Source organism: Natronocalculus amylovorans, from assembly GCF_023638035.1.
Lineage (GTDB): Archaea > Halobacteriota > Halobacteria > Halobacteriales > Haloferacaceae > Natronocalculus > Natronocalculus amylovorans.
In genome coordinates this window covers 80,540-100,527 of record NZ_JAKRVX010000002.1, presented here as the reverse complement: position 1 = coordinate 100,527, position 19,988 = coordinate 80,540, and the positions used below count along the sequence as shown (strand labels likewise).

Annotated in this window: 21 protein-coding genes; 5 read left to right on the top strand and 16 right to left on the bottom strand. The window is 51.7% G+C overall.

Translation table 11 applies throughout. The annotated features are described in order from the left end of the window. The first annotated feature begins 1 nt into the window (after nt 1). A complete protein-coding gene (locus AArcSt2_RS04790; RefSeq protein WP_425493647.1) occupies nt 2-1,471 on the top strand; it encodes an RtcB family protein in 1,470 nt (489 codons plus the stop codon). A 13-nt stretch (nt 1,472-1,484) separates the two neighbouring features. Here AArcSt2_RS04790 and AArcSt2_RS04785 read toward each other — a convergent pair whose 3' ends face one another. Continuing rightward, nucleotides 1,485-1,838, bottom strand: a complete 354-nt coding sequence (locus AArcSt2_RS04785) for a DUF7969 family protein (protein ID WP_250583278.1) — start codon at nt 1,836-1,838, stop codon at nt 1,485-1,487. Between the two features lie 40 nt (nt 1,839-1,878). Then, a complete protein-coding gene (locus tag AArcSt2_RS04780; RefSeq protein ID WP_250583277.1) occupies nt 1,879-3,498 on the bottom strand; it encodes a HEAT repeat domain-containing protein in 1,620 nt (539 codons plus the stop codon). A 91-nt stretch (nt 3,499-3,589) separates the two neighbouring features. On the opposite strand from AArcSt2_RS04780, the gene AArcSt2_RS04775 reads away from it, so the two are divergent. Beyond that, entirely contained in the window at nt 3,590-4,438 is an 849-nt protein-coding gene (locus tag AArcSt2_RS04775; protein WP_250583276.1) for an eIF2B alpha/beta/delta subunit family protein, read from the top strand. Nucleotides 4,439-4,442: 4 nt separating this feature from the next. Here AArcSt2_RS04775 and AArcSt2_RS04770 read toward each other — a convergent pair whose 3' ends face one another. The 11 genes from AArcSt2_RS04770 to AArcSt2_RS04720 all read right to left on the bottom strand — a co-directional run bounded on the left by AArcSt2_RS04770 (nt 4,443) and on the right by AArcSt2_RS04720 (nt 16,044). Continuing rightward, nucleotides 4,443-4,622: a hypothetical protein gene (locus AArcSt2_RS04770; RefSeq protein WP_174654238.1), complete on the bottom strand. Its 180-nt coding sequence runs from the start codon at nt 4,620-4,622 to the stop codon at nt 4,443-4,445. A 40-nt stretch (nt 4,623-4,662) separates the two neighbouring features. Further along, nucleotides 4,663-5,799 (bottom strand): Gfo/Idh/MocA family protein, encoded by a 1,137-nt coding sequence (locus AArcSt2_RS04765; RefSeq protein WP_250583275.1) that lies wholly within the window; start codon nt 5,797-5,799, stop codon nt 4,663-4,665. A gap of 12 nt (nt 5,800-5,811) precedes the next feature. Next, a complete protein-coding gene (locus tag AArcSt2_RS04760; RefSeq protein ID WP_250583274.1) occupies nt 5,812-6,780 on the bottom strand; it encodes a sugar phosphate isomerase/epimerase family protein in 969 nt (322 codons plus the stop codon). Nucleotides 6,781-6,836: 56 nt separating this feature from the next. Then, nucleotides 6,837-7,901, bottom strand: a complete 1,065-nt coding sequence (locus AArcSt2_RS04755) for a Gfo/Idh/MocA family protein (RefSeq protein WP_250583273.1) — start codon at nt 7,899-7,901, stop codon at nt 6,837-6,839. A gap of 90 nt (nt 7,902-7,991) precedes the next feature. Then, nucleotides 7,992-9,176 carry an ABC transporter ATP-binding protein gene (locus AArcSt2_RS04750; protein WP_250583272.1) on the bottom strand — a complete coding sequence of 395 codons (1,185 nt, stop codon included), beginning with the start codon at nt 9,174-9,176 and terminating at the stop codon, nt 7,992-7,994. 2 nt (nt 9,177-9,178) lie between these two features. Next, the gene (locus tag AArcSt2_RS04745; RefSeq protein ID WP_250583271.1) at nt 9,179-10,183 is read right to left on the bottom strand and encodes a carbohydrate ABC transporter permease; all 1,005 of its coding nucleotides are present in this window, start codon (nt 10,181-10,183) and stop codon (nt 9,179-9,181) included. Next, nucleotides 10,183-11,199, bottom strand: coding sequence for a carbohydrate ABC transporter permease (locus AArcSt2_RS04740; protein ID WP_425493646.1), 1,017 nt, complete (start codon nt 11,197-11,199; stop codon nt 10,183-10,185). The genes AArcSt2_RS04745 and AArcSt2_RS04740 overlap by 1 nt, the downstream gene beginning before the upstream one ends. A gap of 38 nt (nt 11,200-11,237) precedes the next feature. Beyond that, a complete protein-coding gene (locus tag AArcSt2_RS04735) occupies nt 11,238-12,731 on the bottom strand; it encodes an extracellular solute-binding protein (RefSeq protein ID WP_250583270.1) in 1,494 nt (497 codons plus the stop codon). Between the two features lie 146 nt (nt 12,732-12,877). Then, on the bottom strand, nt 12,878-13,489 hold the full coding sequence (locus AArcSt2_RS04730; protein WP_250583269.1) for a MogA/MoaB family molybdenum cofactor biosynthesis protein: 612 nt from the start codon (nt 13,487-13,489) through the stop codon (nt 12,878-12,880). Nucleotides 13,490-13,495: 6 nt separating this feature from the next. After that, a complete protein-coding gene (locus AArcSt2_RS04725; protein ID WP_250583268.1) occupies nt 13,496-14,821 on the bottom strand; it encodes a CobW family GTP-binding protein in 1,326 nt (441 codons plus the stop codon). A 2-nt stretch (nt 14,822-14,823) separates the two neighbouring features. Next, entirely contained in the window at nt 14,824-16,044 is a 1,221-nt protein-coding gene (locus AArcSt2_RS04720) for a GTP-binding protein (RefSeq protein WP_250583267.1), read from the bottom strand. A 98-nt stretch (nt 16,045-16,142) separates the two neighbouring features. Here AArcSt2_RS04720 and AArcSt2_RS04715 point away from each other — a divergent pair, with 98 nt between their 5' ends. Then, nucleotides 16,143-16,586, top strand: a complete 444-nt coding sequence (locus AArcSt2_RS04715) for a CopG family ribbon-helix-helix protein (protein ID WP_250583266.1) — start codon at nt 16,143-16,145, stop codon at nt 16,584-16,586. Nucleotides 16,587-16,590: 4 nt separating this feature from the next. Here AArcSt2_RS04715 and AArcSt2_RS04710 read toward each other — a convergent pair whose 3' ends face one another. Continuing rightward, nucleotides 16,591-16,974: a CopG family ribbon-helix-helix protein gene (locus AArcSt2_RS04710; RefSeq protein WP_174654234.1), complete on the bottom strand. Its 384-nt coding sequence runs from the start codon at nt 16,972-16,974 to the stop codon at nt 16,591-16,593. 87 nt (nt 16,975-17,061) lie between these two features. Here AArcSt2_RS04710 and AArcSt2_RS04705 point away from each other — a divergent pair, with 87 nt between their 5' ends. Beyond that, complete coding sequence (locus tag AArcSt2_RS04705; RefSeq protein ID WP_174651921.1) at nt 17,062-17,226, top strand: hypothetical protein; 165 nt, start codon at nt 17,062-17,064, stop codon at nt 17,224-17,226. A gap of 54 nt (nt 17,227-17,280) precedes the next feature. Beyond that, the gene (locus tag AArcSt2_RS04700; RefSeq protein WP_174654233.1) at nt 17,281-18,066 is read left to right on the top strand and encodes a DUF8054 domain-containing protein; all 786 of its coding nucleotides are present in this window, start codon (nt 17,281-17,283) and stop codon (nt 18,064-18,066) included. Nucleotides 18,067-18,073: 7 nt separating this feature from the next. Here AArcSt2_RS04700 and trmB read toward each other — a convergent pair whose 3' ends face one another. Then, the gene (gene trmB / locus AArcSt2_RS04695; protein WP_174654232.1) at nt 18,074-19,132 is read right to left on the bottom strand and encodes an HTH-type sugar sensing transcriptional regulator TrmB; all 1,059 of its coding nucleotides are present in this window, start codon (nt 19,130-19,132) and stop codon (nt 18,074-18,076) included. Between the two features lie 90 nt (nt 19,133-19,222). Then, the gene (locus AArcSt2_RS04690) at nt 19,223-19,966 is read right to left on the bottom strand and encodes a proteasome assembly chaperone family protein (protein WP_250583265.1); all 744 of its coding nucleotides are present in this window, start codon (nt 19,964-19,966) and stop codon (nt 19,223-19,225) included. Between the last annotated feature and the right edge of the window lie 22 nt (nt 19,967-19,988).

Genomic DNA, 19,988 nt, shown 5'->3' with positions numbered 1-19,988 from the left:
CATGAGTATGACTGACACAGTTGAATATAACGGCATTACACTCCACAAGCAATCAGAGTACGTGTGGGAGATCACACAGACTGGAGAGATGCGATCGCCAGCCCGTGTGTTTGCGAGTGAGAAACTCCTCTCAGAGATTGGTGATGACGATACACTCCAACAACTCGTGAACGCAACACACCTCCCCGGGATTACGAAATATGCGATCTGTATGCCTGATGGACATCAAGGATACGGGTTCCCTGTTGGTGGTGTTGGTGCAATGGATACAACAGATGGCTGTATCTCACCTGGTGCCGTTGGGTTTGATATTAACTGTGGCGTCCGAATGATGCGAACAAATCTCTCGTATTCCGACGTGGAGGGTCGTGAAAAAGCGCTCGTCAATCGGCTTTTTGAGACAATCCCCTCTGGGCTTGGGGGTGGAGGTGTTATTAGCGGCGATCGAAAAACCGTTGAAGCGATCCTCACGGATGGTATGAAGTGGGCGCTTGCAAACGGATATGCAACGCCGGACGATCTCTCTCACTGTGAGGATGGGGGATGGCGACCTGATGCTGCACCAGAACACGTTTCCGAGAAGGCAAAAAACCGAGGCGAAAAACAGATTGGCAGTCTCGGCTCAGGAAACCACTTTTTAGAGGTTCAACGGGTGACAGATATCTACCGGGATGATGTCGCAGCCGCTTTTGGGCTCCAGCCCGAGCAAATCGTTGTTTTAATTCACTGTGGAAGCCGGGGGCTTGGTCATCAGATCTGTTCGGATTACGTTCGGAAGATTGAGAAAGGCCATCCCGAACTGCTTGCCGCGTTGCCCGATAAAGAGCTCGCTGCAGCACCCGCTGGAAGCGAACTCGCAACGGCATACTACGGTGCGATGTGTGCGGCGATCAACTTTGCGTGGGTGAACAGACAAGTAATCATGCACCAGACACGGCAGGTATTTGCCGAGATATTCGATCAGTCACCGCAAGCCCTTGAGATGGAATTACTGTACGACGTCGCACACAATATCGCAAAAAAGGAGGTTCATACCGTCAATGGTCGCGATCGAGAGCTCTATGTCCACAGAAAAGGGGCAACGCGTGCATTTCCTGCCGGTCGAAAAGAGGTACCAGAGGCATACCGTACAGTTGGTCAACCCATCATTATCCCCGGAAGCATGGGTACGGGAAGCTACATCCTCCGTGGTGGAGAGAATTCGCTTGCACTGAGTTTTGGCTCAACTGCACATGGCGCAGGCCGTGTCATGAGCCGAACACAAGCGAAAAAACAGTTCTGGGGCGAAACAGTGAGAGACGAACTCGAAGAGACACAGCACGTCTACGTCAAGGCACAAAGCGGTGCAACCGTTGCAGAAGAGGCTCCGGGTGTCTACAAAGACGTTGATGAGGTTGTCCGTGTCTCTGATGCACTCGGTATCGGAGATACGGTTGCACGAACGTTTCCGGTCTGTAATATCAAAGGGTAAACGTTCGCTTTGATTACCAGAATCCACCGCCACTGAACCCGTCTGGCCCACGAGGTGATGGTGGGGTAGTGTCATTTCCAATCTGCACGTGCTCAGATGGCTTTCGTGGATCGATCTCGACCCCATTCTCAAACCGGACAAAGCTCAGATAGAACCGTTCGCCACAGCCGTCTCCATCGACTGCCGTCCCATCTTCGCCGCAATGAAACACAACACCGTCTCCGTCTTCAATCGACTCCGAAGGTGTTGCATACTCCCAGCCCGCAAACGGATATGGTGTCACCGCCTTATCTGCGAGGTAGCCATCCCGTTCGAGTTCGACGATCGTCTCACAGTGTGGACAGTAGTACCGAACCGGAAATCCCATACACTGAGTTGGGTGTCTGGCTGTTTAGAGATGTTGCCCATTACAGCTGTGCAAGCGCCCATCCGGCTCGTTTTCGGACAACCGATCGAGGGTCGTTCTGTTGCACCGCTTGTAATGCGTCTCGTGACTCTATTGCTTGACAGTAGCCAAGTGCCCAACACGCATGCACTCGGCATGGTGTCCACTCATCGTCAAGTAGCGTGGTAAATCGCGGCACGTATGGGGTAATTCGAGTTGGTTTGATCTCTGCAACCCGTGCAAGCGTCCCTGTGGCATTCGACCGAACACCTGAATCAGTGTCTGTCAACAATGGGGCAACCTCTGCGGTGTACGGTGCAACATCGGTTGGATACTCCTGTGCAATATCTCCCAAGATACCGACTGCATTGCCACGTAACTCTGCCTCCTCAACGTCGAGTAAGTCCAACACGAGCGGGACGATCGGTGTTGCCGCTGCAGGATACACCGATGTTACTCGACCAAGGGCGGTGGTGCCGCTAATTCGGTAACGCGTATCTTCCGTTGTCAGACTGTCACAAAGCGTGGGGACGATCGGTCGAACTGCATCTGGATAGCTTCGTGCAATCCGGCCAATTGTCGCAAGCGCTTGTCGCCCGACTCTGGTTGGGGTATCAGAAATAACCGATTCAAGTTTGGGGAGTGCCGAAAGCGCCGCATGAGGGTTTGTATCTGCGATAAACATGAGATATCGAGTCCCAGCAGCATCCAATAGTTCGCTCCCGGATCCAAGCTGTTCTTGGACCTCATCTGCAAGGTGTGCAACCGCGTCTGGGTAGCACTCAGCGATGTGAGCAATCGATTTGACTGCAAAGATCCGCGTTGGCTGTTCATCTGTAAAGAGCGATCGGACCTCAGAGAGAACACTGAGACCGATCATCGGCTCTTCGCTGACAATTGACTCAAGCGCCCGGACGGCTCCGTATCGAACCGCTGAATCTGTAGATGATAAGAGCGCGTGGAGTTCATTTCTGTCAACAACTCGCGGGGCGGCGCGTGCGAGCGATCGGACTCGGGCAACGCGATCGTGCTCTGTCCCTGTCGTTGGAACGGGTGGCGCACGATCTTGATCGAGCACACAGATGGATTCAGTAGTTGCAACTGTGAAGTGGATCTGTGTTGGATCCGTGGTCACGGTCGTGGCGCCGAACGTTGGTGGTGCTGTGAGTCCGACCTGTTCTGGGTGTAATCGCGTTGGTCCAACAACCGGCGGGAGTATCTTCCCGTCGTGTTGTTCTATTTGATAATAAACGCCAGAGTGGAACTGATCAAAAAACCGAGCCAACACATCAGCATCCGCTGGTTCGATTCTAATTCGCTGCGGCGCACTTCTGGGACCCGGTGCAAACCATTGAATTGGCTCTCCGTGATCGGTGTAGTGTCTCTCAACAAATTCCGTGAATGTCTCCGTACCAACTGCGTCACGAGCGACCACATTTCGGCCCTGATCAGTGAACTCCCAACCGCTGACGCCAGCAATAGTAATAGCCCTTGGGAGCGATGCTGAGGGATCATCCGGGGTAGCCTGTCGCTGGCAGGATTCACAGAGCAGGTTTGGATGCGGGCGCACCGCTTTTCGAGCGGACAGCGTTGCTGTACAGATGCTGCAGTGAGAAGAGCCAACCGTAGCTGTCCCGCCCATCGTATCTGTCGATATACAGGGCCTACCATCGCATAAGCATTTGTACCAAACATCCCGGAACGTCTTTGCTTTGGGCACCACGATATGAGGTATGATCGACGAGACGGTTGCACAAATTAGTGAGATGCAAACGCACAGTTCCTCTGCTGTTGCAGTAAATGCCGCTCGTGCACTCTCTGAGCTGCTTGAGCGAGAATATATGTCCGTCGAAGAGTTTGAGCGTGATCTGGAACAGAATGCAGGGATCCTCCGACGGGCAAACACCTCTCATGCATCACTCCACAATGTCATGCGTGAGATTGAGCGGTCGGTCGTCGACAGAGCAAACAGCGTTGATGCGGCAAAAACACTCACAAAAGAGACAATCGAGCAAGTAGTTGGAGATATTGAAACAGGAAAACGAGAAGCCGCGTCACGTGCTGCAGAGCTATTTGGCCCCGATGAGACGTTTCTCACACACGATTTTTCCTCAACGGTGCTTGAAGCGGTCGAAACCGCTGCACAGGGCGGTTCGCACATTACTGCGTACGTCACTGAAGCACGCCCACGGTTCATTGGTCGACGAACTGCACGAATGCTTGCCGCGATGGATCGGGTTGAAACGCACCTGTGTGTCGATAGTGCAGCGGGCCACTATCTCTCCAAATGTGATCGCGTGCTTGTTGGGATGGACTGTATCGTTAATGAGACACTTCACAATCGCGTTGGGACGTTCCAGATTACGACCGCGGCAAACGAACTTGGTGTACCTGTTGTCGTTGTTGGTTCTGGTGTGAAGATCATCGACGATGGGTTTGTGTTTGAGAACCAGTATCGGTCAGGGTCAGAAGTAATGTTAGAACCGATCGAAGAGATCATTCTTGAGAACCCTGCGTATGATGCAACGCCGCTTGAGCTCGTCGACTACGTCGTTACTGATAACGGTATCAGAGAGTACTGAGTCATTACTCGCCACCCATCCGTCGTTGACGATAGAGGTCTGCAATCACGAACGACCCAAGTGCAAAGATGAGAAACACCATTACCTCTGGGCCCGGTTCAAGCAACCCAAACGAGACAAAAATACTGATTAAAATGAGAGCCAACACTGCAACACCAGCCATCCGGAGCATATTCACGGGCATAGTTCATCGATACTCCCGGAGAAAAAAACGCTTTCGACGCCTACGGTAGCGAAATCCACTCACCAGCCGAATCTGATTGTTCGATCGCATCTAACACGACCTGTACATCGTATGCGGTTGCAAATGACGGCTCGAATGGGCCGCCGCCTGCGACCGCAGAGAGGAACTCGTAGTTCTCGTGAACAAACGTGTGTTCCCAGCCGAGAACATGGCCTGGTGGCCACCATGCATCGACATATGGATCGTCTTCATCCGTCACAAGAACAGTCTCGTACCCGCGATTAGTACCTGTTAGTACCGAAAGTTCATTGAGTCGCTCAAGTGAGAACTTGAGGCTCCCCTCTGAGCCGTGAATCTCAATCGTATGGTCATTTTTGTGTCCAGTTGCAAAGCGCGAGGCTTCAAGCGAGCCGACTGCCCCGTTCTCGAATTCTATCTGCGCAGTGTAGGCGTCGTCGACGGTCACTGGCCGATGTTCCTTGATGGTTCCGTCGGTACCATACACCGGTCGCTCATCGACGAATGTCTGGAGCTGTCCAGAGAGCCGATCGATCTCTCCGGTGTGCTCACAAACGAGGAATCTGATTAGATCGACCGTGTGTGCACCGAGGTCGCCAAGTGCGCCGGAGCCAGCACGTTCGTTGTCCATTCGCCATGCCCACGGTGCCTCCGGATCAACCAGCCAGTCTTGAAGATATCGGCCGCGAACATGGTGAATGTCACCGAGTTCACCAGCATCAATCAGCTGCTTTGCATACCTGATCGCTGGAACGAATCGATAGTTGAACGCGCAGCCAGCTGGGACCTCTGCGTTGGCAGCGGCATCCCGCATCCGTGCAGCATCCGCAAGTGTCGGTGCAAGCGGTTTTTCACAGAAGACAGGCACGCCTGCGTCAAGTGCTGCGATCGAGGGCTCCGCATGAACGTGGTTTGGTCCCAGATTGTAGAAGACGTCCACGTCATCTATCACCGTTTCCCAATCAGTTGCGGTCTGTTCAAACCCAAACTGATCGGCTGCGTCCGCAAGTGCATCCTCATCTCGGCCGATCAAGGTATGACGGCGAACATTCGGTGCGTCAGGGAAGAACATCGGCAAGCGCGCAAGCGCGTTCGCGTGTGCTTTTCCCATAAACCGATACCCCAAAACGCCAATGTCAAGTGTTTCAGTGTCACTCATTCCTTTTCTCCGTTATTCAGCCCAATATGCATCGCCCGGTTCGGTCGTAAACACGGCGCGTTCTAACACAGCAACTGCTTTTTCAAGCCCCTCGCGTGAGGAAGTAAGCGAGTCCTCGTGCTCGATCGAGAGGGCCCCTTCATACCCAACCATCCGAAGCGTCGATACCACATCTTTCCAGTGCGCTTCGTCGTGTCCATAGCCGATCGATCGGAAGAGCCACGATCGATTCGGTTCGTCAGTGTAGTCCGTTGTATCGAGTACGCCCTTCTCACGGCTGTTTGCGTCGTACACTTTCGTATCCTTCGCGTGGACGTGATGAATCGCATCCTCCGCTCCAAGGAACCGAATGGCATCGATCACATCGATGCCTTGCCAATATAGATGTGATGGATCGAAGTTTGCACCGATTCGATTGTTTGTTTCCGTGCGGAGTTTCATCATCCCATGTGGCTCATACACGAGCATATTCGGATGCATTTCGATCGCAACGTCGACATCGTGCTCATCAGCGTACGCTGCAAGGTCGCTCCAATACTCGATGGCGATCTCCCACTGGTACTCATGCGCATCTTTGTGCTCGGTTGGCCACGGGGCTGTGATCCAGTTTGGAACCGAATCATCGGGTCCCCCAGCCGGGAGTCCAGAAAAGCATGTAACCGTGTTTACATCAAGCTGTGCCGCGAGGTCGATCGCTTCGCGGAGTTCCGTATCTGCAGTAGTAGCACGCTCTTCGTCCGGGTGCAGTGGATTGTTGTGTGTTGCAAGCGCACTAATCGTCAGCCCATGTGACTTGCATAATTCGTGTAGCGTTGCCTGTAGTTCCTCATTGTCAAGGTACGCGGCTCGGTCGAGATGCTCTTCACCCGGCCAACCACCAACACCAAGCTCAACAGCACCAACACCGATCGAAGACAGGTAGTCGAATGCATCCTCGATCGATTGATTCCCCAACGGGACGGTGAGTACACCAATCTGCATACGTTGATATATTACTACGGTGTGAATAAAAGTTCAGGAAAGACCCTGATTATGTCTTACTCAAGTTGGACCGCACGGCCAGTTTCAGACGATCGATAGATGCCGTCCATGACCCGTTGCACACTCAGTGCCTGTTCGACCGTATTCCGTGCTGGTGTTTCACCTGTCGAGACGTGTTCTAGGAAGTACGTCTGCTCAGCTTTGTGTGTGTCATTGCTCCGCGTTTCGATCGAAGAATCGCTGAGGTGGTCGCCCCCATGTTTGGCTGCCTCATAGATGGTAAGCTCATGGCTGGCTCGATCGTAGTGTGCACCAGCCTCAGTTCCTCGCAGCACGAATTCGTTGTTTGATGGTCGGTTTGTTGCCCACGCAACTTCCAGTGAGATTGTCTTGTCATCTGCAGTTCGAATGAATGCGCTTGCGGAGTCATCAACATCAAACCCTTCTGCACCGGCATCTTCGCCCCACATTTCGACAAACGTGTAGTCTTCGCGGTTTCCAAACTCCGATCGGGTAACACCTGATACCTCAACAACGTCAGGGAAATCAAGGAAGTACAGCGCGAGGTCGATCGCGTGAACACCAATATCGATCACTGAACCGCCACCAGCGACCGCTTTTGAGGTAAACCAGGATCCACGCCCCGGAACACCCCGGCGACGGATGTAGTTCGCCTCAATGTGGGTAAGTTCGCCAAATCGGCCATCCTGTTGGTACTGCTTAATTACCTCAACTGGGTTTCCGAATCGGTTGTTGAAGCCAACCATACAAAACCCCTCTGCCTCATGGGCGACGTCTGCGATCCGCTCTGCACTCTCGAGCGTATGTGCAAGCGGCTTTTCGAGCATCACATCAAGCCCTGCTTCAAGTGCCGAAACCGCATACTCTTCGTGGAATCTGTTTGGTGTCGTAATGAGTACCGCATCACACACTGTGTACAGCTCTTCAGCATCCGCATACGCTGGTACATCAAACCGCTCGGTAAATCGTTCTCGTGCCCCATCACTAATATCGACGCCACCTGCGAGCGTTACAGCCTGTTCTTTGAGTCGCTCTGCGTGGTGGTGCCCGATCCCACCGAGACCAACAATCCCAACCCGTACCGATGAATCGATCGACATTAGTTGAGGATTCACTACTACTGTTGTTAAATCTCACGTTCTATTATGTTCAGGAAAAACAACCGGTTATAACGAGATAAGGAGATGACGTTAGTCGTCAGTTCCGACTTCTGCGTCTGCACCCGCTGTGCTTGTCGCGCCTGTATCGGTGATTTCGTGGGTGAGCGCTTTGCCACCTGCAGTGTCGAATAAGTGAATTTTGCTTCGATCGAGGACAACCTCAATCTCTTGATCTTCTTCAATCTCGGTGTCTGGATCAACACTGATCAACAGCTGTCCAGGAAGCTGTGCATCAGTCATTGATGAGGTTGCATCCTCGTCGAATGTGAGATATGCGAAGATTTCGTTCCCCATCGGCTCAAGGACATCTGTGGTTGCGGTAAGCGGAACCGTTGGATCGGCTGCCTCTCGGCTATTGTTGGCAAGATAGACATCTTCCGGCCGAACGCCGAGCGTCACATCTTTGCCTCGACCCAAGTTGTAGTCAGATGGATTGAAAGAGACCTTTACATCATCGGATGTAAATCCGGAGCCTGCAACCTCACCCTCGACAAAGTTCATCGATGGAGAGCCAATGAATCCTGCGACAAACAGGTTTGCTGGTTCGTTGTAACAGACCAGGGGTGGATCTATCTGCTGGAGCTGTCCAGCATTGATGACTGCAATCCGATCGCTCATCGTCATCGCTTCTGCTTGGTCGTGTGTAACGTAGATGATAGTCGTATCCAGCTCTTTGTGGAGCCGCTGTAGCTCAGTGCGCATGTGGACGCGGAGCTTTGCATCAAGATTTGCAAGCGGCTCATCCATCAAGAACACATCCGGATTTCGGACGATCGCACGTGCAATCGCAACACGCTGTCGCTGTCCACCGGACATCTCATCCGGCATCCGCTCCATCATCCCATTAAGTTGGACAACTTCTGCTGCCTTTTCGACGCGGCGATCGATCTCTGATTTATCATATTTTCGGAGTCGGAGACCGAAGCTGATGTTGTCGTAGACATCCATGTGTGGGAACAGTGCGATGTTCTGAAACACCATGGAAATTCCACGATCCTTCGGTGGGAGATCGGTGACATCTCGCTCACCAATCATAACCGTTCCTGAGGTTGGCTTTGTCAGCCCTGCGATCGTTTCCATAGTGGTCGATTTTCCACACCCCGACGGTCCAACAAAGGTGACAAACTCACCATGTTTGATGTCGAGATTCATGTCATCGACTGCCGTTACGTCTTCGTACTGTTTTACGATATTTTCGAGTTTAACGTCTGCCATGATTATTCCTTAAGTGCTCCTGCGGTAAGACCGCTTACAATCTTTTCCTGTGCGACAACCACAAGGATCGCTACGGGAAGTACCCCGACAATACTTGCAGCTGCCATGAGGTTGTACAGCTCTTGATACTGCCCCTGGTAGCCGAGAATACCCTCGACGATCGGTGCCCAGTTCTCTGCACCGGGGTCGGTCATCAACGAGGAGAAGAAGTACTCGTTGTACACCGCAATAAAGGTCAACACACCCGCAGTTGCCACACCGGGCGCAGATAGCGGGATAATCACACGGAAGAGCGCGCCAAGCCGCGTTGTCCCTTCAATTCGTGCTGCATCTTCCAAACCGTCTGGAATCTGTGCATAGAATGTTGTCAGAATAAAGATTGATAACGGTAAGAACAACGCACTGAACGGGATAATCATTGCATACGGCGTGTTGTAGAGGCTCCCATCGCTCATCACCGGCTGTAACACCGCAAAGTTACGGTTGAAAAGCTGGTTGAGCGGGAGGAAGAACGCTGCAGGTGGGAAGAACGAAACAACAAGCACGAGCAGCATTAGTGGGCTCTTTCCCTTGAATCGCAGCCGACCGAACACATAGCCAGCAAGACTCGAGACAACCAACACAATAACCGTCGTGACTGTTGCAATCACGAAGCTATTGAACATATATCGGTGGAACGGGAGCCGCTCAAAAATCTCAACGAAAGCCCCCGGATTTGTTCCCATCGTCAGATCACCGGCAAGCAACAGCGTCGGGTCAAACGTTGCTGGTGCGAGGACAATATTCTGTAAACTTCCATCAGGTGTCAGTGCCACCATAAGCAGCCAGTAGAACGGGAAGAGCGTTGTGACGAGGAAGAAGATCATGGCGGTGTAGAACATCGCCTTGTACGCTCGTTTTGGATTTTTGATTGATCGTGCTGCCCACGCTTCAAACGGACCACGATCTAACTCCGGTTCGTCCTCTTTGTTGGTCCCAATCTGTTGGGTATCTGTTTCTGTTGCCATTAGAAGTACCCTCCATCGGAGTCAGCAAAGAACAGCAGATAGATCGAAATAAACGCGCCAATCACGACTGCAGTGAAGAACGCGGCTGCTGCTGCAATACCGAACTGTCTCGTTGCGAAAACTGCATCAACAACAACACACGTCAGCGATGGTACTGTCGAACAGCCTGCGGTTGCGTCGATGATGCCGTACACACGCATTGCGTCCATTGTCCGGAACAACATCGCGACAATAAGCGCTGGCAGCACCAGCGGTAGTGTGATCATTTTGAATCGCTGCCATGGTGATGCTCCAGACACTTTTGCGACGTCGTAGAGGCTTCGATCGACACTCTGCAATCCAGCAAGGATTAAAAGCGCCATGAACGCCGATGTTTTCCAAACATCAGCGACCAAGACGATAATAAACGAATCTCGACTGTTTGCTAACGGAGTCGATCCAAAGATCCCTAACGCTTGCATCAGCTCAGAACCGAATCCAACGGTTGGCTGGAACAAGAGATAGAAGATCATTGCTTGAATGACAACCGGAATTGCCCATGGGATAATAATTGCAACACGAACCCATCGGCGGCCTTTGAACTCTTTATCGAGTACAAGCGCCTGACCGAATCCGATCAATGTCTCAAGCAGGACACTGACGATCGCGAACGTAATCGTCACAAAAAGCGCCTGTCTGAAAAACGGCGAGCCGAGTTCAATGAACGGGAACGCTGCAGTAAACCCAACATCTAATACTTGTCTTGAAATCAATGCACTTCCAGTGAGTAGGTCAATATAGTTCTCAAGCCCGATTGTTGGCTCAGTCCCACGCGCACCTTCGACAATAAACGAGAGCCGAAGTGTATCTAGCAGTGGGTAGAACGCAACGAGCGTGATGAAAAAGAACGCAGGTACCAAAAGCAGGTACGCGTATGCCGCCTCACTGAGGTTCTCCATCCAGTTGACTACACTTGATAATGGGCCACCGCTCCCAGTGTCCATATCCATTGCAGCCGTGTCTTGGTCAGTTGCCATGCCTTAGTGTACCAAAATAGTATGATTTTTCGTGGACTTTACTCTTCGGTCTGCTCAAGGAAGTTTGCGAGGTTACTCATTCCTTCCTCAGGTGAACTCGTCTGTGTGTATACGTCGTGAACTTCCTGATAGACAAACTGTGCCTGCTGTGGCCACACGTCCGTCACTGGGCGAGCAACCGTCGTCTCACCAGCGTACTCAAGTGTATCAACGTACCGGCCAATCGTTCCGAGTTCGTCACGGTCTGCATCTTCCATCACGGAGACAATTGGTGGAATATTTCCATTCAGTTCGAAGACCCGTTGCATTACGCTCTCATCTGCGAACGCTTCAAGCACTGCAAGCGTGTCCTCAATATTGTCTCCGTTTGGATTGACTGCAAGGTTCCAGCCACCGAGTGCTGCGCGGCTGCCACCGAGTCCATCATACTCCGATTCACTCTCTTCGATACCGTATGGGAGCGGCATCGTTCCGAGGTCTTCACCGAATGCATCATCTTCACCATTAATGACAACTGAGTATGGCCAGTTACGGTGGAACACAGCGTTACCATCCGTGAATGGTGCACGGGCCTCCTCCTCTCGCCACTGTAGAATTGCTTCCGGGGCGATCTGCTCGTAGCCTGCTGCGGCGTGTTCGTCATCTTGACCGTGAATCATTGCGCGCATTGCACGGAGCGTCTCAAGCACCGGTTCCTCTTCGACGGTGACCGGTCGATCGCCGACTGGGCCGAATAGATTCTCGACGCCACCAAAGAATGCGCCACCGAAGCTCGACATCGTCTCGTTGAATGTACAACAGGCGAGCCCCTCGTATGGTGCTGCCTGTGTCGTGAATGCGTAGTCGACATCGTCTTCGTTTTGACTCTGAACATCGGCTGCAATCTCGGAGAACTCCTGCCACGAGACTGGTGTGGTATCCCAGCCAGACGTATCGTAGCCGGCATCCTCAACGAGATCACGTCTGTACTGCATGACCGGGAAGTCCGGGAAGAACGGTAGACCATAAAGATCGCCCGTCTCTGGATCTTCGGAGGTGTCAATCGTTGATGGGAGGTACTCGCTTCGAACCTTATCGAGAATGTCGCTCGAAAGGTTCTCTTCAAGATTGAGCAACTGATCGCGCACGATGAACGGAATCGTCCATCCACTGTCCATCATGAAGATGTCAGGACTCGATCGACCTGCCTCAAGCGCGGAGGTGTACTGGTCGCGGCGACTGTCCGTTTCGAAGTCACCGGCCTGCATTGCGATTTCGATGTCGTTATCCAAGCCGGCGTCCCAAAGCGCCTCTTGAATATCGTCTTCGATCTCTGTGAGATCAGCATCTGCAGAGATGACGATCGCATCTGATGGTGCGTCCTCAACTCCGTCTACCTCACCGTTACCATTCCCATTGCCGTTGCCGTTACCGTCGCCACCAAGACAGCCAGCAAGACCAACCGTAATTCCTGATGCACCGGCTGCTTGGACAAAGCGGCGCCGTGAGACACCAGTTCGGCTCGATTTTTTGTGTGAGTCAGTATTGACCATTACAATTAGGTGTGTTTGTATACATCAATATATAACTTTGGATGACTTACTACAGCTGTTGTAGTAAATTCTACTACTACACTAGTAGGGAATAGCAGAATCGTCTACGTAATGAATATGGGTCTACAATTCTGTCCGGAAAAACGTTATTTTTGTCCCGATTTGTGTCTCGTTGCAAGTCCAACAAGATGTGGCGCTTCGACGCAGATAATGGACTCCACAGCAAGCGTAACTGCACTTTTACTGCCCGGAAGGACAAATACGGGGGTATCGCGGGCAATCCCCGCCGCTGCCCGCGTTGATACCGTTCGAACACCAATTTCTTCGAATGAAAGATATCGGAATGCTTCGCCAAATCCAGGTAGCTCCCGATCGAGGCGCGTACGCACTGCATCCGGTGTCACATCATCGATCGTCGGCCCTGTCCCACCAGTAGTGATAACAAGGTCAACAATTGGGTCATCCAATAACGGATCAAGCGCCTGTTGGATCGATTCGGTACGATCTGGAACAAGCGCTCGATTAACAACACGGTGATTTTCAGCTTGCAGAATCGCTATAATCCGATCGCCACTCGGATCTGCGCTCTCCGCAGCGTTCGCGTGTCGAGATGATGACACCGTAATAATACCAACCTGTAACGGCCGGACAATCGCATGCCCGTGCTCATCCGTTGTCCGCCGAACGGGTGCAGTGGTTTCAGTTAGCGTCTTTTCAGGAGGTGTTACAGTCAGATTGAGTCGTGGTTTTCGTGTCATCGCTGTTTAGTATGGATTTGACTGGTCTGCTTCGTCTTGTGTCGTAAAGGACGCTTTTTTGGCCGTTGCAAACTGCAAACCGTCTATTGTTGTCAGCTGTTCCCACTCGGTGTCGGTTACAAGACAGGCATCGAGTCGATCCTGTATTGGTTTTCGATCAAGAGCGATTCCAAGCAGCGCAAATCGTTGCTCTCTATCACCATGTTCATCATGCCACTCGATCTCCGGCTGTGCACGACGATACTGTGCTTGACGTTTTTCCGGGAGGCTTGCGATCCAGCGGCCGGTCTCCGACACTGTTGCCTGATTTCCAACCACATCAAGCATATATGCCGTTTCGGAATCGTGAGCCAACCACACAAGCCCCTTCCCACGGACGATTGTCTGTGGGAGCGTGTTGAGGAACGACGCAAATCGATCTGGATAAAATGGCCGTCGCACACAGTACGATAGCTCGGAAATTCCATATACTTCCGGAGGGTGTGCATGATTGTGGTCGTGTTCGTGGTCATGGCTGTGCTCATGTGATTCCGTGTTGGAGGTCTGTGCGGACGCAGACTCGCTGTCTGTCGTTGAGCGCTCCTCATCCCGAGCGAGCGCCTGCTTCCATCCTGCTTGTATCGGTGCCGTTCCTGCATCAAATCCACCGGCTTCAAGAACTGTTGCTGGCTCGATCATCCCATACGTCGTCCACTGTTTTTTTGCAGTTGGTGCGAGCAGGCGACAGAGCTTTTCAACACGCTCTGCGGTCGTCTCATCAACCAGATCACGCTTGTTCAAAATGAGTTGGTTTCCGCACTCAATCTGTTCGATCGTCAGATTTGACAGCGGTCGAGGCTTTCCCGATTGCTGCTCTTGTTGTTGTGGTTTTTGCTCCGTTTCCGAGAATGTATCACTCAGACGAGGTGCATCGACAACAGTCACGACGTTTGTAAGCTCAAACAGCGTAGCAATGGTCGTATTTCCCAGAAAGAGGCCAGCGATCGGCTCCGGCTCGGAGATTCCGGATGCCTCAATAATGAGGTGGTCAAACTCACACGTGTGCGCAAGCGCGTACAGTTCATCACGGAGCACTCCTTGCAACCCACAGCAAATACAGCCGTCCGAAAGCTCAGTAACTGTTGATTCACCGCTTACAAGTTCCGTCTGGACTGACACACGTTCTGCATCAATATTCAGCGACGCAACATCGTTGATAACGACTGCAAGCTTTTGGTCGGTTTCGGTGAGTAGGTAGTTTAGTAGCGTCGTTTTTCCTGCGCCGAGGCTTCCGGTAAGGATTGTTGCAGGTCGCTGTGGTGGCTGGTCGTCGGATGGATCGTGTTCAGACACGGCTACGTATCTGCAAGTGCGAGTTCGCGTTGTTCTGGCGGTGCAAACGGATCCGGATACGCGTCCCACTCCTCTTGGAACTCCTCGTCACTGACGAGTGCTGTATCTAACTGTTCAATGAGATCCGTTTTATTGAAGTCTCGGCCAATAAAGACGAGTTGAATTCCGCGGTCACCCCACGTCTCATCCCACTCTTTTTTGATCTGTGGTCGTGCGGCAAAGTATCGTTCTTGTTGCTCCGGTGGCAGCGTTGCGATCCATTGTCCAGTCGGTCCAGCCCGTACCGATTTTCCTGCTTTGTCCAGTCCCATTGCGACATCCTCTCTTCCAGCTGACCAAAAGAATCCTTTTGCGCGGATAATCCCATCGGGAAGTGTCGCAAGAATATTATCGATTCGTGCAGGATGGAACGGCCGATCGCGTCGATACGTGAATGAAACAACACCATGTTCCGCCATTGCATCTTCGTGGTGGTGGCCTTCCTGTAGTTCATGCATCCATCCTGCTGATTGGCTCGCCTCATCAAAATCAAACCGGCCGGTTTCGAGAATCTCACTTGGGTCCAGTGCTCCATGTTCCGTACGGACAATTGATGCACGCGGTTGGAGGGTTTGGAGGACTGCCTCGATCTCATCAAGTGCTGCATCAGGAACAAGATCACACTTGTTCAGTACCAACACATCACAGAATTCGATCTGGTCCATAAGAACTGCTTCCGGCACTCGATCATCGTGATCTGCGACAACATCCTCATCAGTGAGCGCAGCGCCGGATTCGAAGCCATCCCACATACTGTACGCATCAATGACGCTGACCATCGTATCCAGCTTGTACACGCCTGTCGGGTCAAACGAGGCATCTTCGAAGCCAAGTGCAAACGTCTGTGCCACCGGAATTGGCTCGGAGATCCCTGATGATTCAACTAACAGATACGAAAAATCACGATTTGCTGCAAGCTCGCCGAGTCGCTCAAGCATGTCTCCGCGAAGCCGACAACAGATACATCCGTTTGAGAGTTCAATAATCTCTTCGTCCGACTGCGTTAGCTCGGACTGTTGTTCAACAAGCTCCGCGTCAATGTTGACATCGCCCATGTCATTGACCACAACTGCTGCGTTGAGTTCCGTTTCCGTCCGAAGAATGTGGTTTAGTACCGTTGTTTTCCCAGCGCCGAGGCTTCCGCTTAGCACCGTGACTGGAATTAGATCTGATGCAGTCTCCATACACTATGTTATGAAATCAAGACGTTAAAATAATAGTTATTACGAATTGTGTTATTTTGAATAATAAAATCTTACTCGCTACAGATCAATCGTGGTGCATGGCAGTTGTAAGCGTCTCAATGCCTGATAACTTACTTGAGGCAGTAGACACGTATGCAGAACAGCAGGGATACAGTGGTCGGAGCGAAATCATACGAGCCGGAGTCCGTTCAGTACTCTCGGATTCTCCCTCTGCCCGCAATTCGGAGGTCAGGCTCGTTACGATTGTTGCATTGTTCGAGTACGGGGATGCAAAGGTCGAACGACAGATCGCTTCGACCTGCCATCGCTATCCTGAACTGGTCATTGCAGACACACACGGACACATTGATGGTTGCTGTTTCGAACTGATTGCAGTGTACGGATCCGGTGACGATCGGGCCCACTTTATTCAACAGCTTCGCTCAATCTCAGGTATGCTTGCTGTTGAACGCGCTGCAACCGGGGTTACTGGATCGATCGCACTCTCAACAGCGCTTGGAGTTGACACTAACAGTGGATAGCGTCTTACCGAAGCAACAGCACTTTGACCTGTCCGACTGCGTCAAAATCTTTGAGCCGGTAGACAAGCGATCGGATACGTGTTGCGTCTCCTCTGCAAAATATGGTCTCTAAACACCACTCACCCTCATGCGAGTGGCTGGTGGTCAAAATTACATCTTGAAAATCGTGTTGGGTGTCATGCAGCGCTTCAATCACGGCACTATGTTCATAGTCAAACGCAAGCACTGCAGCAACATCCCCGGTGACCATCTCAAGATCCTGGTGCGATTCAATATACTCCTGCATCGCTTCACGAGCAGCACGCGATCGAGAGTCATAGCCCTCTTTTTGCCATGTTTCATCAAACGAACTCAAAAGCTCATCTGGAATGTTGAAACTAGTTCGCATACTTATTAATGAGTAGATCAGAAATCATAATCCTTGTCATGTGGGTAAGCGTGTTACACAACTTTACTATCGGTGCTAACAGCGTTTATGAGCCAGTATGCCCCAATTACTGATGCAATGTGCCACTGTTTCGAATCCATCGACGAACTGTCCGCTGAAGAACGAGACGAAATCGTTGCGTCCCACACCGAAGACGAACTCCGCGCAGAGTGCACCCCAGAAGAGCTCAAAACGCTCGGCGTTGCCGCATAACGTCGCTCACCTCTTTTCGATAACGCTCAAGCCGATTGAGCGATAGCTACGTGTATGTCGATTCTTGATACGATTCGCCGACCTGAATACACGGGTGAGAACCGTTGTAATCAGTGCACGATTGCCAATAGTGTGATACTTGCGTCGATCATTGTTGTTGTTTCTCGCCGATCGAAACGGCTTGCACTACTTAGTGCGTCTATCGGTGCGGCGTTGATCTGGTTCCGTGGGTATTTTGTTCCATACACACCCGCCTTTGCGCCGAAAATTGCAGCGACGCTTCCATTCTCGTTCGATCACGAAGAACAGACAGAGCCATCGGACTCCATTGGCGGTGACACCACTCCGGATGCCGTGCTCGACGCACTGTTTGAGGCTGGCGTGCTCACTGATGATGGGCAGCTGTATTTGTCAGAGACGTTTGAACGGACGTGGTACGATCGAATGCAGTCGCTCCGAACGAAATCTGATGAATCGGTTGCCGCCGCCGCTGCTGCTGCCGCACCATTTGAGGCAGAGAGCGGTGTCTACGGAAATCGGCTACTCGTTGCAGGGCCACACGATTTATGGCTCTCTCGATCGGTGGCAATCGCTGAAACCGCAGCAATCAATGCGCTTGTCGAATCCGGTGTCGATCGTCGAACCGCTGCAGGTGCTGTTCGGCCACTCCGGATGTTTCTCGAAACGTGTCCCGCGTGTGGTGGCCCTGTTTCCGAGACGATGTATCGAAACTGTTGTGGCGGAACACGCGGTGTCTATGACCGGCCGGAGCGAACAGTATTGGCATGCGAAGCGTGTGACGCGCTGCTGTTTGAGTTTGACGACAAAAATACGGAGTGAGACTATGCTATGTGTCGCTTGGTGTCGGCGGTTCGTTGCGACCAATCCGAATCTCTTGGCCCTCAATATCCTCAAGCGCAGCAACTAATCCACCAACTTCGACTCGCCCATTCGCGGTTTCAACCGTGAGCGATGCAACTTCTTCAGTATCTTGGAAGGCAACATCAACGACTTTCCCTTGAATAACGGTTGGCTTCCCAGTCTCAATGTCTCGTCCTTCAACCGTTGCGTAAAACTCACCACCTAGCTCTCGGATATCCTTGACCGCGCGACGGATCGATGCATACCGCCGTGGGAACGGCCGTTCTTTTCCGTCCGCAATAAGCGTCTCTGCTGTTGTCCAAAGCACGGTTCCAAAGAAGCCAGAGACGAGGAATCCAAGTGCCGATCGGTTGAAGATCACACCGTATCGATCCTGATCGTCGCGGAGAGCATCTTGGGTTGCATAGATTGAGTACTCACCATCTGCAACTGCAAGTACGGGTGTCGTAATTCCGCGGCGAGCACGGGCGATCGTTGCCACAGATAAATAATCAAACTCTGCAGGATCTGGGGCACGGCTCGCTGGTGTCACAAGAAGCTCAATACTCACTCCCTGCTCAATTTTTGTCTCCATCTGTGGAGCAAACCGTCGGAGGAGATCAGGAGTCAACGACAATGCAAGTTCGTACTCCGCGTTGTCGATGATCTCTTCGATATAGCGCAGGATTGTCGACCGGGATTTGACCAGTGAAACTGCCTCTGTATCACGAGCAGGGGCAGTGTATCGGGCACCGAGTTCGTCAACCATCTCAACAAATGAGGACTGGATATCTCCAAATGAGTCCTCTGGATCAACAGCAACAATTTTCATTGGTCGGGATTCACGAAGTTCGACTAATCCGCGATCGGAGAGGCTACGGACGGTATCGTACACACGGGGCTGTGGAATGTCTGTAGAGTCTGCGATTTCACTCGCAGTGAGTTCACCGTGCTCGAGGACTGCGAGATATGCATCAATCTCATACTCACCAAGATTAAATCGCTCACCGACTCGTTCAAGCGTTTGCCGAAGTTCGTCTGCCATATTGATACAATTCACCTACAACATAATAAATTTACTAAATCTCGAGTTGCACACCATTCCGAAACGTAGTTGTAATGTGTACGATGCAAACTACATGTACATTCGATCTTCAGGGAGATCTACTTCTGGCTGCTCCATTCGGTGTGCAAGTTCGTTATAATACTGTGATACCTCGGCTGCAAAAGCTTCTAACGGAGAGGCATCAATATCAAGCTCATATATTTCACTAATTGTCTCTACTAATCGGATCGCAGCCTCAACATCCGGTGTTTGTGCGTGAACAGGCGTAACAAGTAGCCCAACGCCGAGTGAAGACTCCATTCCCTGCTCGATTAGTGCCGCATTGATTCCATCAAGAAACCCATTCCCCATCGGCGGAACCTCCATATCAGTAAGTCGTCTCTGTTGGTAATCCTCAGTTGCAATGTAGTAGGTTTGGTGTCCATCAGGGCCATGTGGAATCGGAACGCCTGCAGGGATTGTAATCTCTGCAACCTGATTCTTTTCTGTCCACTCAAGAATCTCACTGCTGAGCTGTCCACCAAACGATGCGGGGACAAACAGTTCACTTACCAGAATTGTGATGTCGAAATTCGGTTTTGAGTACAACCGAATCGGGTGTCTTGGCTGTCCCTGTTCAAATGGGGTGATAGAAGGCAGCTCTTCAACTCGAATGTAGCCTTCCTCACGCAGTGAAAGATAGTCAACAAGATAGTTTGCAGCAGTTAACCCCGCAAGACCATGCGCAGAGAACCCAGTAATTAGAATCTCGCTTGGCTTCGATCGATGTTCAATCGAAAACGTCGGTCCGTTTCGGCGTTGAAATCCAAACATACCTAACGAATGTCCGATGAGG

What these genes read in the sequence shown, in the direction of transcription:
- AArcSt2_RS04750 (WP_250583272.1), bottom strand. Translation starts at nt 9,176, where the DNA reads ATGGCAGACGTTAAACTCGAAAATATCGTAAAACAGTACGAAGACGTA.
- AArcSt2_RS04735 (WP_250583270.1), bottom strand. Translation starts at nt 12,731, where the DNA reads ATGGTCAATACTGACTCACACAAAAAATCGAGCCGAACTGGTGTCTCA.
- AArcSt2_RS04775 (WP_250583276.1), top strand. Translation starts at nt 3,590, where the DNA reads ATGATCGACGAGACGGTTGCACAAATTAGTGAGATGCAAACGCACAGT.
- AArcSt2_RS04720 (WP_250583267.1), bottom strand. Translation starts at nt 16,044, where the DNA reads ATGGAGACTGCATCAGATCTAATTCCAGTCACGGTGCTAAGCGGAAGC.
- trmB (WP_174654232.1), bottom strand. Translation starts at nt 19,132, where the DNA reads ATGGCAGACGAACTTCGGCAAACGCTTGAACGAGTCGGTGAGCGATTT.
- AArcSt2_RS04745 (WP_250583271.1), bottom strand. Translation starts at nt 10,183, where the DNA reads ATGGCAACAGAAACAGATACCCAACAGATTGGGACCAACAAAGAGGAC.
- AArcSt2_RS04785 (WP_250583278.1), bottom strand. Translation starts at nt 1,838, where the DNA reads ATGGGATTTCCGGTTCGGTACTACTGTCCACACTGTGAGACGATCGTC.
- AArcSt2_RS04780 (WP_250583277.1), bottom strand. Translation starts at nt 3,498, where the DNA reads ATGGGCGGGACAGCTACGGTTGGCTCTTCTCACTGCAGCATCTGTACA.
- AArcSt2_RS04755 (WP_250583273.1), bottom strand. Translation starts at nt 7,901, where the DNA reads ATGTCGATCGATTCATCGGTACGGGTTGGGATTGTTGGTCTCGGTGGG.
- AArcSt2_RS04690 (WP_250583265.1), bottom strand. Translation starts at nt 19,966, where the DNA reads ATGTTTGGATTTCAACGCCGAAACGGACCGACGTTTTCGATTGAACAT.
- AArcSt2_RS04740 (WP_425493646.1), bottom strand. Translation starts at nt 11,199, where the DNA reads ATGGCAACTGACCAAGACACGGCTGCAATGGATATGGACACTGGGAGC.
- AArcSt2_RS04715 (WP_250583266.1), top strand. Translation starts at nt 16,143, where the DNA reads ATGGCAGTTGTAAGCGTCTCAATGCCTGATAACTTACTTGAGGCAGTA.
- AArcSt2_RS04710 (WP_174654234.1), bottom strand. Translation starts at nt 16,974, where the DNA reads ATGCGAACTAGTTTCAACATTCCAGATGAGCTTTTGAGTTCGTTTGAT.
- AArcSt2_RS04770 (WP_174654238.1), bottom strand. Translation starts at nt 4,622, where the DNA reads ATGCCCGTGAATATGCTCCGGATGGCTGGTGTTGCAGTGTTGGCTCTC.
- AArcSt2_RS04705 (WP_174651921.1), top strand. Translation starts at nt 17,062, where the DNA reads ATGAGCCAGTATGCCCCAATTACTGATGCAATGTGCCACTGTTTCGAA.
- AArcSt2_RS04760 (WP_250583274.1), bottom strand. Translation starts at nt 6,780, where the DNA reads ATGCAGATTGGTGTACTCACCGTCCCGTTGGGGAATCAATCGATCGAG.
- AArcSt2_RS04700 (WP_174654233.1), top strand. Translation starts at nt 17,281, where the DNA reads ATGTCGATTCTTGATACGATTCGCCGACCTGAATACACGGGTGAGAAC.
- AArcSt2_RS04765 (WP_250583275.1), bottom strand. Translation starts at nt 5,799, where the DNA reads ATGAGTGACACTGAAACACTTGACATTGGCGTTTTGGGGTATCGGTTT.
- AArcSt2_RS04790 (WP_425493647.1), top strand. Translation starts at nt 2, where the DNA reads ATGAGTATGACTGACACAGTTGAATATAACGGCATTACACTCCACAAG.
- AArcSt2_RS04730 (WP_250583269.1), bottom strand. Translation starts at nt 13,489, where the DNA reads ATGACACGAAAACCACGACTCAATCTGACTGTAACACCTCCTGAAAAG.